Here is a 13,284-nt window from a genome sequence, read left to right as displayed (position 1 = left end):
GGGCGTTTCGGCCACCGGTCACCACCCCGACGCGGTGTAGGTGACGGACGTGAGGGCCGCGTCGCCCCACGCCAGTTCGCGCAGCAGGCTCAAGGTGCCTTCCTCGGGGTCGATCAGCTCGATCCCGCGCCGGGCGTAGTCCCGCATCAGCTCCGGGGAGACCATCCCGTTGTTCACCCCGGTGGGCGCCCACGGTCCCCAATGGACGGTGAGCCCACGACGTCCGTACACAGTGGACCAACGGTGGCCGAGCGCCTCCAGCGCGTCGTTCGCCGCCGCGTAGTCGGCCTGGCCGCGGTTGCCCAAGGTCGCGGCGATACTGCCGAACAGGACGGCGAACTTCGGCGCCTCCGGCAGTTCACCGGCCGCCGCGAGCAGCGTGCTCGCCCCTTCGACCTTGGTGGCGAAGACCCGGTCGAAGGACGCCGGGTCCTTCTCGGCGATCAGCTTGTCCTCGATGACGCCCGCCGCGTAGACGATGCCGTCGAGCCTGCCGTGTTCGGCGTGGATCTCCTTGACCGCGCGGTGCACGGCCTCCGCGTCGAGCATGTCCACCGAGTGGTACCGCACCGGGCTGCCGAGGTCGCGGATCCGCCGCAGCGTTCCGCGGACCTCGCGTTCGGACTCGATGAGCCGGATGGTCCGCTCGATCTCCGCCGGTTTGGTCAGTCCGCTCCCGATCAGGGCGGCACGCAGCTCTTCCGTCGTCGTCGCGGTCGCGATCCCCGGTTCCTCGCCGTCGATGGGCACGGCGGTGCGGCCGAACAGTTCGATACGGCACCGCGACGCGGAGGCCAGCGTGGTGGCCAGCCGGGCGGTGATGCCCTTCGCCCCGCCGACCAGGAGGACGACCGAGTCCCGGTCCAGGCCGAGCGCTTCGGCCTCGGCCGTGCCGTCTCCGGCCGGACCGGCGCCCGTGCTGCCGAGCAGACCGAGGCCCTCCTCCGTCATCCGCAGACCACGCCGCGCGCCACCGCGGCGGACGACGACCGCCTCCCAGTCCCCGGTGGACAGCTCGGCGAGCAGGGTCTCCACCTGTTCGTCCACAGTGGATTCCGGATGCTGCTCCACCACGCGGGCGACCGTGTCCGGATACTCCCTGGCCACCGTCCGGAAGAAGCCGCGGGCACCGTCGGCGGGGCCGTTCGCGATGAGCCAGCGCGGACCTCGCGCCAAGACCGCTTGGTACAGCGGGAAATCGTCGGGGAACGACGGCGACAGGTGGAACACGCCGTCCGCGCCGTGCTCCGGTACGCCTTGGACCAGTTCGGTTTCGGCGCCGTACCCGGCGAGCCGGGCGGTGAGCATCTCGGCGACCTGACCTTCACCGATGACGGCGAAACGGAGCCCGGCGAGTTCTTCGTCGGCGGGAGCGGCGTCGGCGAGATCGAATTCCCGCATCAGGTAGCGCTTCGGCGCCACCACGACGGCGCCGCCCTCTTCGGCGGGCTGGTCACCGGAAGGAACGCCGCCGAGCAGATCGGCGAGTTCAGCCGCCGTCCGGGCCTTGGCGAGGACCTCGGGATCGCCGTCTGTCAGGCCCAGCCGGGTCGCGAGTTCCCCGGCGATCTCGGCCCGTTTGATCGAATCGACGCTCAGATCCGCTTCCAGGTCCAGCTCCGGCTCGATCATGTCCACCGGATAGCCGGTCCGCTCGCCGATCACCTCGACGACGGTGTCGAAGACAGAGCGTTCGGGCACGATCTCGACACGCGCGGGCTCGGGTACCGAGGCGACGACGACGGGCGCGGGCGGCGGCACACCGGGATCGGTGCCGAGGTAGCCGAGCAGGACGTCCCGTTGCGCGGCGATCATCTCGCGGCTGGTGCGGAGGAACTCCGAGATGAGCGCCTCACCGCCGTCGGTGCCGGGCCGGGAAGTCACGATCGCCTCCGTGGGGATTCGCTGGGCTGGGTGCAGGGCGGTGGCGGGGATCTCGCCGTCGGCGGTGCGGACGAGGTGTCCGTCGACGGTCCATCCCGCCTTCTTCGGCGGCCGTGCGGACAGCGCGTCCGTGCCCGCGCGGCCGGTGAACAACCGGCCGGTGCGGACGTCCGCGCCGGCGACCGCCAGCCTCGCCAACGCGGCGAGGAAGCCGGGGATCCCGGTGCGGCGGCCGCCTTCGAGGGTGACCGTCCGATGTGGACGGCCGTCGAGTACGGCATCGACGAGCCGGGCGAGGACCGAGCCGGGGCCCGCTTCGACGAACGTCCGGGCGCCCGCCGCGTACATGGCCTCGATCTGGTCGGCGAACCGCACCGGTGCGCCGATCTGCGCGGCCAGCCCGGCGCGGATCCCGTCCGGAGTGGTCGGGTAGGGAGCGGCGGTCCGGTTGGCCCACACCGGGATCTCCGGTTCCCTGACCGCGACGGTGCCGAGCACACGGGCGAACTCCGGCTCCGCCGGGGCGACCAACGGGCTGTGGAACGCGCACGCGACCGGGAGGGATTTCGCCCCGATCCCGCGGTCGCGGAGCCGGTCCACCGCCAGGCCGACGGCGTCCGTCGGCCCGGAGATCACCGTCTGTTTCGGCGAATTCCGGTTTGCGGTGACAACGGTCCCGGTCAGGCCCTCGGCGGCGAGCACCTCTTCGACGTCGGCGGGGTTCGCGGCGACGGCCGCCATCGCTCCCGGGTCGCCGGTGCCGGTCGCGCCGAGGATCGCCTCCGCCCGCGCCCGGCTGAGGTCCAGCAGCGAAGCCGAACTCAACGCACCGGCGACGGTCAGCGCGACGAGTTCGCCGTAGCTGTGCCCCGCCACCATCGAAGGCCGGACCCCGGCCGTGCCCAGCAGGTGGTGCGCGGCGAGCCCGACGATGCCGAGCGCGGGTTGCGCGGCCCGGGTGTCGGTCAGCCGGGCGCGTTGAGCCTCGCGTCCGGCCTCGTCGAACGCGGCGGGCGGGAACAGGACGTCGACCGTGGTCCCGCCGCGCGCGAGGTAGCGCCGCAGTTCGGGGAACGCGACGAACAGCTCCGCGAACATCCCCGGCCGCTGGCTGCCCTGCCCGGGGAAGAGGAACGCGATCTCGCCCAGCGGCGCCTCTTCTGCACCGAAGATTCCCGCGTTCTCGTCCCGCTCCCCCGCGATGGCACGGTGGAGCAAACCCGCCAGTTCGTCCACAGTGGACGCCAGAATGGCGAACTTCGGCCGTCCGTCCCGGGTTTCCGCCCGGCGCGACGCGGCGAGCGCCAGATCACGCAGCCGCCAACCCTGTCCCGTGGCGGCCAGGAGATCCTGCGCGTCCTTGTCACCCTCGAACAGGAAGAGCTCGGCAGGCCAGTCGTCGAGGGTTTTCGCGGGTGGGACGGCGCCTTCGTACGCGGTGAGGACGACGTGGAAGTTCGTGCCGCCGAACCCGAACGCGCTCACCCCGGCGACGCGTTCGGTCTCGGCCCACGGCCGGGCCTCGGTGTGGAACGCGAACGGGCTGGTCGCCGGGTCCCACGCCGGGTTCGGCTTCGCCAAGTGCAGCGTCGGCGGTTTGACGCCTGTGTGCAGCGCAAGGCTCGCCTTGATCAACCCGGCCAGCCCGGCGGCGCATTTCGTGTGCCCGATCTGGGATTTCACCGAACCGAGCGCGCACCGGCCGGGTTCGGCGCCCACTTCGGTGAACACCTCGGTCAGGGTGGTGAGTTCGGTGCGGTCGCCGACGACGGTGCCGGTGCCGTGGGCTTCGACGAGCCCGACTCGCGACGGAGAGATCCCGGCGTTGCGATACGCCCTGGTCAGCGCGTTGTGCTGCCCCTCCGGACGGGGTGCGGTGAGCCCGAGTGCCCGGCCGTCGCTGGCGCTGCCGACGCCCTTGATGACGGCGTACACGCGGTCGCCGTCGCGTTCGGCGTCCGCCAGCCGTTTCAGGACGACGCACGCGACGCCCTCGCCCAGCGCGATCCCGTCCGCGTCGCTGTCGAAGGTGGCCGAGCGGCCGGACGGCGAAAGCGCGTGCACCGAGGAGAACAACAGGTAGTCGTTGATGCCGTTGTGCAGGTCGGCGCCGCCGCACAGGACGAGGTCGCTCGTGCCGGTGACGAGTTCCTTGCAGGCGACGTCGACGGCGGTCAGCGACGAGGCGCACGCCGCGTCGACCGTGTAGTTCGCGCCGCCGAGGTCGAGCCGGTTCGCGACCCGGCCCGCGATGACGTTCGCGAGTACGCCGGGGAACGAGTCCTCGGTCAGGCGCGGCAACTGGCGGTCGAGGTCGGCGGGGAGTTCGCCGAGGTAGGACGGGAGCACGGTCCGCAAGGTCATCGCGTTGGACAGGTCGCTCCCGGCTTCCGCGCCGAAGACCACCGACGTACGGGACCGGTCGAAGTCGCGTTCCGCGTATCCGGCGTCGGCGAGCGCCCGCCGCGACACTTCCAGCGCCAGCAGCTGGACGGGTTCGATACTCGCGAGCGACGCGGGCGGGATACCGTGGTCGAGCGGGTCGAACGGGATCTCCGGCAGGAAACCGCCCCAGCGTGACGGCGTCTTCTCGCCGTCGCCGCCGGGCGCGTAGTAGAGCGCCGGATCCCAGCGCCGGGCCGGGACCTCGGTGACGGAGTCCGCTCCGGACAGGATGTTCGCCCAGAACGCCGAGAGATCCCCGGCCTGCGGGAAGACGCCGGCCATCCCCACGATGGCGATGTCGAGCGGTTCCGGCGCGGGCTCGTCGTCCGGGACGCTCAGCAGTTCGGCGGCGCGGGCGGCGAGAAATTCCTGGGCCCCGGGGCCGACGGCTTCGTGCAACCGGGCGATCGTCGTGACCTCGGACCGCAGCACGGCGACGTCGCCCGCCATGAACATGCCCTCGGCGAGCTGCCGGTCCTCACCGACCGGGTTGAGCGCGTCCCCGACCCGCTCGATTCCCTTGCTCGCCAGGCGAAGCCGTCCGACGTTGAGCTTCTCCAGCCGGTCCCAGGCCTCGCGATCGGGTACGTCCTTCAGCGCGCGTTTGAGTTCCGCGTATTCGGTGGTGAACGCCGAACGCACGCACCGTGTCGCGTGTCCCGGCGCGGTCTCCAGCAGGTCGGTGCGCGTGGCTTCGACGACCTGGCGCTGGAACAACGGCAGGACGGCGCCCGCGCGGACGGCCTCCTCGGTGAACAGGTACGCGGTGCCCATCAGCAGGCCGACCGTCGCGCCGAGCCGGGTCAGCGGTGCCGCGGCGGCGGTGACCATCGCGGCCGAGCGTTCGTCGTGGACGCCACCGGCGAAGTACACCTCGACCTCTGCCGCGTACTCGCGAAGCACGTCGATCTGGGCTTCCCACAAGGGAAAACTCGCCCTCGGCCCGACGTGCCCACCGCATTCGGCACCTTCGAAGACGAATTTGCGCGCGCCCGCTTCGAGGAACTGGCGCAGCAATCCCGGCGACGGGACGTGCAGGAACGTCGAGATGCCTGCCTCTTCCAGCGCCTTCGCCTGCGCCGGACGGCCGCCGGCGATGATGGCGTGGCTCGGCCGGATCTCGCGGATCACCTCGATCTGCGCGGCCCGGACGTCCTCGGCGGCGAATCCGAGCACGCCGACGCCCCAGGGCGCGTCACCCAGCGCCGCCTTGGTCGCTTCGAGCATCTCGCGGGTCCGCGCGGGACCGGACAAGGCCAGCGCCAGGAACGGCAGCGCTCCCCCGGCGGCGACGGCCCGCGCGAATTCGGGCTGGTCGCTGACCCGGGTCATCGGTCCCTGCGCGAGCGGCAACGGGTCGCCGGAAGCGGCGAGCCCCTCGGCGATCGACGCGCGAATACCGTGGATCGCGGCCGGGAGGGTTCCCCAGCGGTCGCGGAACCGCTCGGGCAGGAAGGCGTCCTGCCCGGCTTCCACCGGCCGTCGGCGGAGCCGCCGGACACCACCGTCCACAATGGTCTCGGAACCGTCGAGGCCTTCCAGTGCCCTCGTGACGTCCGACGGGAGTTCCGCTTCGGGGAGCAACGCGAACGCCGTGTCGAGGACGACACCGGCGGCGCCACCGGCCACCGCGGCGGCCGCGGTGTGCGCGCCGATCCCGCCGTACGCCCAGACCGGGACGCCGATCGCCGGATCGGCGAGCAACTGCTGCAGGAACACGAAGGTGCCGAGTTCGCCGACCCTGCCGCCCGCCTCGTGGCCGCGGGCGACGAGCCCGTCCGCACCGGCGGCGACGGCTCGGGCGGCTTCGTCCCGGCTCGTGACTTCAGCGAGCACCCGTCGTCCCGCGAAGTCCACAGTGGACAGCGGCGTGCCTGCGGCGAGCAGAACCGTGTGCACCGACGAAGGAAGGTCGACCGGTCCCGCGACGCGGACGCCGAAACCGGTCGCGAGCCAGCCCTCCGCCAGGTCGAGTTCTTCGCGGGCCGCCCGGTTTCCGCTGGTCAGGTCGAGGACACCGAGCGCACCGGCCCGCGCCGCCGCGGCGGTGAACCGCGCGGACGCCACACCGAAAGGGTGCATCGCGATGAGCAGATCCGCCGTACCGGTCAACGTTGAGGCATCGGCGCCACGAATCGACTTACCCACGGGAAGCCTCCGGCACACGGAAGAGTGACTTGGTTACCGGGCGTACTTAAACGCAGGCGAGGCTTCACGTCAATACTCGACAGTAGGGTTTCCGCTCACAGGAACCGGATGGCGGTACGCCGACCTTGCGAAACGCGAAGTCCGTCGCGAGAATTTAGCGTTACGGATACACGCGGGACATCCAAGGGGTCGGGTTTTCCCTGCCCCTACAGGAAAGAACAGTCAACGACCAGGTGTCCCAACGTCCGATACGCCATCCGGCGTGTTACCCGGAGTTCACCATTCCGCTTTCGTCGGACCACCGGAATCAGTGGTCCGTACCCATTTCCGGAAATCGACGCCCTTTCGCCCTATCGTCGGTAGCCCGGCGCCGGGAGTTTAGGTATCACGCGCGGAAAACATGAAGGGAATCAGCGGGATTTCGCATTCCGGACGGCGATGCCCAGCAGTTCCGCGGCCGGACCGGCGAGCCGCCGCCCGGCGGGCCACACCGCGCGCAACTCCCGGCCGAAGTCGACGCCGTCCACCGCGACCGCGACGAGCCGCCGGTCGGCGACGTCCCGCGCGATGGCGAGTTCGCTGATCACCGCCGGTCCGGCGCCCGCGATCACCGCGTTGCGGACGGCGGAGGCGGAACCCAGTTCCAGCAACGGTTTCGCCGGGCCGACCCCGGCCTTGCGCAGTGCGGCGTCCACGGTCTCCCTGGTCCCGGAACCGAGTTCACGCACCACGAGCGGCGTGATCGCCAGCTCGGCCGCGGTCACCGGGCGGCGTTTGCGCGCCCACGGATGACTCGCGGGCACGACGAGGACGAGACGGTCGGTCGCCACCCGGCGGGACGAGAGGCCGGGCAGCGAACCGGGCGATTCGACGAAGCCGAGATCGACCTTGCCCTCGCGTGCCATTTCGGCGGCCTGGTCGGAGTTGGTGACCTCCAGCCCGAGGTACAGTCCGGGGTCGCCGCGTTTGAGCTCGCCGATCCAGCCCGGCACCAGGTACTCGGCCAGTGTCATGCTCGCGGCGACCCGCAGATGCGCCTCGTGCTGGGTGCGCAGCGCCTCGGCGCCGTCGAGCAGACCGTCGAGTTCGGACAGCACGCGATGCGCCCAGCCCGCGATGACCCGGCCGTCGGGGGTGAGCGCGGAGCCGCGCCGCGTACGGTCGACCAGCACCAGCCCCAGCCGTCGCTCGACTGTGGACAGTCGTTTGCTCGCGGACGGCTGCGCGATCCCGAGGCTGGCCGCGGCCTGCCCGATACTGCCGAGCTCGTCCACGAGCACGAGCAGGCGCAGGGAGTCCAGGTCGGGTGTGGTCATAGCCCAAGTGTATGACCTACCCCCGGTATTCCCGGCTACCGAGGGCACGCCGGCCGGGCGAAGCTCGAACCATGAGCACCACGCACGCGAGACCGACGAAGCCCTACCTCACGGCCTTGGCCGTCACCGGCGCCGGAGTGGCCGCCGCGTACCTGGTCGGCACCGCTTTCCCGGTCGTCAGCGCGCTCACCATCGCCGTCGTGCTCGGCATCCTCACCGGCTCGCTGTCGTCGGTGTCGGAGGAGACCCGGAAGGCCATCGCCGGGATCACCAAGAAGCTGCTTCGCGCCGGCGTCGTGCTGCTCGGTCTCCAGCTCTCGCTCCCGGCCGTCCTCGCGCTCGGCCCCGGGGCCCTGCTCGCCGTCGTGCTCACGGTCGGCATCACGTTCCTCGGCACCATCGGCCTCGGCAGGCTCCTCGGCGTACCACGCGGCCTGGCGATGCTGGTCGCCACCGGGTTCTCGATCTGCGGCGCGTCCGCCATCGCCGCGATGGAAGGCGTGGTGAAACGCGAGGACTCGGACGTCGCGACCGCGGTCGCGCTGGTCACCTTCTACGGCGGGCTCGCCATCGCCGCGGTCCCGTTGATCGGCGGCTGGCTGCGACTCGACGCGGCCCGTATCGGCGAATGGGCCGGACTCAGCGTGCACGAGGTCGCGCAGGTCGTCGCCGCGGCCACCCCGGCGGGCAGTGCCGCCATCGCGGTCGCGATCGTGATCAAGCTCAGCCGGGTGGTCCTGCTCGCCCCGATGGTCGCCGCGGTCGGCGTGCACGAACGGAATCGTCCCGTCGACGGCAAGCGGCCGCCGCTGGTGCCGTTGTTCGTTCTCGGTTTCCTGGCGATGGCCGCCCTGCGCAGCACCGGGATCGTGCCGGGCCTCGCGCTCGACGTCGCCAAGGTCGCCTGCACGCTGCTGCTGGCCGGAGCGCTGTTCGGGCTGGGCTGCGCGGTCCGGATCGGCACGCTCGTCCGCACCGGCGGCCGTGCCCTGGTGCTCGGGCTGCTCTCCACCCTGCTGGTCGGGACCACCGCGCTGGTCACGCTGACCGTGCTCGGCTGAGGACCGCGACCGCGAGCAGCGCGACCACGCCGCCGGTGACCATCACGGCCGGGACGGACACCGCGTCGACGACCAGCCCGCCGAGCAGCGCGCCCGCCGAAAGGGTCGCCTGGAACGACGAGGTGAACAGCACCGACGCCGCTTCGGGCGCCTGCGGAGCCGCCCTGGCGAACCACGTTCCCGAACAGACCGGGACGGCACCGTAGGCGAAACCCCAGATCACCAGCAGTGCCAGCGCGCCCGGTTTCGTACCGCCGAGGAACGGCAACGCGCAGGTCACCACGCCGATCAGGCCCGCCGCGGTGAGGAAGGTCAGCCGGAGGTCGCGTGCGATCGCCGCGCCGGCCACGAAGTTGCCGGCGATCCCGGCGGTGCCGTAGACGAACAGGAAGACGGTGATCAGCTCCGGGCTCACCTGCGTCACCTGGCGCAGGAGCGGCGTGACGTAGGTGTAGGTCCCGAAGTGGGCGAGCACGACCAGCACCGTGACGAGCAGCCCGAGCCGGGTCGCCCGCTGCCTCGTCATCTCGCGCAGGACGCCCAGCCGGGTCGCACCCGCCGACGGCAGTGGGGGCAAGGCGAACGCCAGCGCCGCGAGGACACCGGCCGTGAACACCGCCATCACGGCGAAAGCCGCCCGCCAGCCGAAAAGTTCGCCGAGGAAGGTGCCCGCGGGCACGCCCAGCACGGAGCCGAGCGGGACGGCGGAGAAGATCACCGCGGTCGCCGTGCCCGCGCGTTCCGGGCCCACGAGCCGGGCGGCGAGCCCGGACCCGATCGCCCAGAAGGCGCCGATCACCAGCCCGACGAGGACTCGCGAGACCAGCACGGCCCAGTACGCGTGTGCCGTCGCCGCGAGGACGTCGGACAGCGCCAGCACCACCATCAGCGCGCACAGCAGGATCCGGCGGTCGAGCCGTCCGGCGGCGACGGTGACCGCCGGGGCCGCGAGCGCGGCGAGGAACCCCGGCAGGGTCATGGTCAGGCCCGCCGTCCCCGGCGTGATCCGGAAGTCCTCGCCGATCGGGGTCAGGAGGCCGATCGGCAGGATCTCCGTGGTGACGAGGGAGAAGATCCCGAGCGTCACCGCGAGGACGGCGAGCCATCCCTTCAGCGGGGTCCGCGCGGAGGTGTCGAGGGTCGAAGCGGTCATGTGCTCCAGCCCATCACCGCGCGGGCACCGCGGTCTGGCGGATTCGCGACGTTGATCTAGGGCGTGTTTCACAAGTCTGTTCGATGGGCTTCGTGATCCAGGTGGTTCCTGACGGTGCGGGCGGATCGGCCTCGTACCGGGTCGTACTCGGCCGCATCCGCCCGTGCCGTCAGGGGCCGCCTGGGCGCGAAGACCGCGAACATGACTTGTGAAACACGCCCTAGGTACGGGACCGCTGGGTCACGACGATGCAGGCGACGACGATCAGCGCGGTCACCGGAGCGGCGGCGGGGAGGTGCTCACCGAGCAACAGGACCGCCCAGACCAGCGTCAGCAGCGGCTGGGCGAGCTGCAACTGGCTCGCCCGTGCGACGCCGATCTCCGCCATTCCCCGGTACCAGGCGAAAAACCCGCCGAACTGCGAGATCAGGGCGACGTACAGCAGGCCGACGATCCCTTCGCCGGTGACGTGCAGCGGCTCGGTCGCGAGCCCGAAGACGGCGAACGCGCCGGTGACCGGCAACGCCATCACCAGCGCCCAGGCGATCACGTGCCAGCCCGCCATCTCCCTGGCCAGCCTGCCGCCCTCGGCGTACCCGAACGCGCACAGCACGAGCGCGCCGAACAGGAACAGGTCCGCTGTGGACAGTCCGCCGCCGCTCTGCGCGACGGTGAACACCACGACCGCGCTCGCGCCGACCGCGGCGGCGAGCCAGAACCGGCGGGACGGCCGGTTCCCGGTCAGCTTCGAGGAGATGACGGCGGTGGCCAGCGGCAGCAGCCCGATCACCACCGCGGAATGCGCCGTCGACGACGTCTTGAGCGCGAGCGTGGTCAGGATCGGGAAGGCGAGGACGCAGCCGAGGGAGACCACGGCCAGGCCCCGCCATTGGTCGCGCCTCGGCAGCGGCACCCGGAAGACCCGGAGACAGGTACCGGCGACCAGCGCGGCCAGGACACTGCGCAGCCCGGTGGCGGTCCACGGGTCGAAGCCCTTGAGCGCCCACACGGTGGCGGGGAACGTGAACGAGAAGGCGAGGACACCCAGCGCCGCCAGCGCGGTCCCGGAGCGGACCGCTACTGCCCGGTCCGCGATAGCGCTATCATCCAGTCTCATGTCCGATGGTAGCAGCGTCACCAGCCTGGTCACACAGCTGCGGTCCACTGTGGAGCGCTATCCGGTTGATGGAAAGCTGCCGTCAAGCCGGGAGTTGGTCCGGGAGCTGAAGGTGAGCCCGGTGACGGTGTCGCGCGCCATCGCCGCACTGGCCGCCGAAGGACTGGTGATCACCCGCCCCGGAGCCGGCGTGTTCCGCGCGCCGCCGCCTCGTGAAGCGGCGGTGTCCGGCGACGTTTCGTGGCAGGAGGTGGCGCTGAGCTCGCAGTCCGGCACCCGCGCGATCGACGCGAGCGGCGTGCTCACCGCGCTGAGCGATCCGCCGTCGGGCGTCATCGACCTCAACGGCGGGTACACGCATCCGAGCCTCCAGCCGGAACGCGAACTCGCCGCGGCGTCGGCCCGCGCCGGCCGCCGTCCCGGCGCGTGGACGCGGCCGCCGATCTGCGGCCTGCCCGAACTGCGGGCCTGGTTCGCGCGCGACATCGGCAGCCCGGTGAACGTCGAGAACGTGCTGGTCACCTCGGGCGGGCAGAGCGCGCTGACCACGGCGTTGCGCGCGCTCGGCGCCCCCGGCGCGCCGGTGCTGGTGGAATCCCCGACGTACCCGGGGATGCTCGCCATCGCGCGGGCGTCCGGGCTGCGGCCGGTCCCGGTGCCGATCGACCGCGACGGCGTCCGGCCCGGACTGCTCGCGGACGCCTTCCGCGAGACCGGCGCCCGGTTGTTCGTCTGCCAGCCCGCGTTCCAGAACCCGACCGGCGCGGTGCTGTGCGCCGAACGCCGCGCCGAGGTGCTGCGGATCGCCCGTGCCGCGGGTGCTTTCGTGATCGAGGACGATTTCGCCCGGCTGATGGCGCATCCCGGCAGCCCGGCTCCCCCGCCGCCGCTCGTGGCCGACGATCCCGACGGGGTCGTGGTGCACATCCGCTCGCTCACGAAACCCGCCTCGCCGAGCCTCCGGATCAGCGCGCTGGCCGCCCGCGGCCCGGCACTGGAACGGCTGCGCGGTCTCCACGCCGTCGAGAGCTTCTTCGTACCGCGGCCGCTGCAGGAAACCGCGCTCGAACTGGTGAGTTCCCCGGCGTGGTCCCGCCACCTGCGGACTCTCGCGGCCTCGTTGCGGGAGCGCCGCGATGTGGCCGTCTCGGCGTTGCGGGAGTTCCTGCCGTCCTGGCAGGCCGTCCCGGTCCCGACCGGGGGCTACCACCTGTGGCAGCCGCTCCCCGGTTTCGTCGACGAAGTAGCGCTGACCAGCGCCGCTTTCCGCGCGGGAGTAGCGGTCACCCCGGGCAGGATGTACTTCGCGGCCGAGGCGCCGGGGCCCTATCTGCGCCTGAGCTACGTCAGCGCCGCGACGGGCGCGCAGCTGCGCGACGGGATCCAACGCCTTTCCCAGGCGTACCAGGAGCTCCCCGGTTGACGTCTCGTACGATCGCCCACGGAGGCGACGAGAAGGCATGACTCAGCCGGCGGCGGAGCCGCACGATGCACCCGGCAGGCTCTGGGAGCTGCTCGACGACGGCCAGCGCAAGGCGCTGCGGGCCGAGGCCGAACTGCGCCGGTACCCGGCGGGGACGGTGATCATCCGCGAGGGCGACCGCTCGGACTGGGTGCTGATCCTGATGACCGGCCGGGTCAAGATCACGTCGGTGTCCACCGGCGGTTACGACGCCGTGCTGGCCGTGCGGGATCCGGGCGACATCATCGGCGAGATGGCGTCGATGGACGGCAGCCTGCGCTCGGCCACCGCGATCGCCGTCGAGCCGGTCACCGGGCTGTGGCTGTCCGCGCGGGCGTTCAACTCCGTACTCCGCGAGCATCCCGGTATCTCCGTGGTCCTGCTCCGGATCATCACCTCACGTCTGCGTTACGCCAACTCGCGCCGGACCGAATTCGGGGACAGCACCGCCGCCGAACGCATCGCCGCCATCCTCGTCGACCTCGCCGAGCGCTACGGCGTGCCCGTCGCCGACGGCACCCTGATCGCGCTGAAGATCAACCAGCGCGACCTGGCGGGACTCGCTTCCGCGTCGCGGGAAGCCGTCGCGCGGACCCTGCGGACCTTGCGCACCGACGGGCTGCTCAGCACCGGACGCCAGCGGCTGGTCGTCCGGAGCCTGAACGACCTCAGGCAGCTGGCCCCCGACGACCACTGAG

At 71.7% G+C, this 13,284-nt stretch carries 7 protein-coding genes; 3 read left to right on the top strand and 4 right to left on the bottom strand.

The window, feature by feature from the left end; all coding sequences use genetic code 11:
* Nucleotides 1–18: 18 nt before the first annotated feature.
* Complete coding sequence (locus DMC64_RS42240; RefSeq protein WP_199755275.1) at nt 19–6,411, bottom strand: type I polyketide synthase; 6,393 nt, start codon at nt 6,409–6,411, stop codon at nt 19–21.
* A 476-nt stretch (nt 6,412–6,887) separates the two neighbouring features.
* Entirely contained in the window at nt 6,888–7,793 is a 906-nt protein-coding gene (locus DMC64_RS42235) for a LysR family transcriptional regulator (RefSeq protein ID WP_037344197.1), read from the bottom strand.
* A gap of 71 nt (nt 7,794–7,864) precedes the next feature.
* Here DMC64_RS42235 and DMC64_RS42230 point away from each other — a divergent pair, with 71 nt between their 5' ends.
* The gene (locus tag DMC64_RS42230) at nt 7,865–8,854 is read left to right on the top strand and encodes a YeiH family protein (RefSeq protein WP_125738186.1); all 990 of its coding nucleotides are present in this window, start codon (nt 7,865–7,867) and stop codon (nt 8,852–8,854) included.
* On the opposite strand, the gene DMC64_RS42225 is transcribed toward DMC64_RS42230, so the two are convergent.
* Nucleotides 8,832–10,007, bottom strand: a complete 1,176-nt coding sequence (locus DMC64_RS42225; RefSeq protein WP_125738185.1) for an MFS transporter — start codon at nt 10,005–10,007, stop codon at nt 8,832–8,834. The two genes, DMC64_RS42230 and DMC64_RS42225, sit on opposite strands and share 23 nt — an antisense overlap.
* A 220-nt stretch (nt 10,008–10,227) precedes the next feature.
* Complete coding sequence (locus DMC64_RS42220; RefSeq protein WP_063276858.1) at nt 10,228–11,124, bottom strand: DMT family transporter; 897 nt, start codon at nt 11,122–11,124, stop codon at nt 10,228–10,230.
* Here DMC64_RS42220 and DMC64_RS42215 point away from each other — a divergent pair.
* Together DMC64_RS42215 and DMC64_RS42210 are read left to right on the top strand one after the other, a co-directional pair.
* On the top strand, nt 11,123–12,547 hold the full coding sequence (locus DMC64_RS42215; protein WP_125738184.1) for a PLP-dependent aminotransferase family protein: 1,425 nt from the start codon (nt 11,123–11,125) through the stop codon (nt 12,545–12,547). The two genes, DMC64_RS42220 and DMC64_RS42215, sit on opposite strands and share 2 nt — an antisense overlap.
* Before the next feature lie 37 nt (nt 12,548–12,584).
* Complete coding sequence (locus tag DMC64_RS42210) at nt 12,585–13,283, top strand: Crp/Fnr family transcriptional regulator (RefSeq protein ID WP_125738183.1); 699 nt, start codon at nt 12,585–12,587, stop codon at nt 13,281–13,283.
* Nucleotide 13,284 lies beyond the last annotated feature (1 nt).

It is taken from the genome of Amycolatopsis sp. WAC 04197 (genome assembly GCF_003947475.1).
GTDB classification, from domain to species: Bacteria; Actinomycetota; Actinomycetes; order Mycobacteriales; family Pseudonocardiaceae; genus Amycolatopsis; species Amycolatopsis japonica.
Note: the sequence above shows the minus strand (reverse complement) of the source record. Positions and strands in the feature narration are given on the sequence as shown.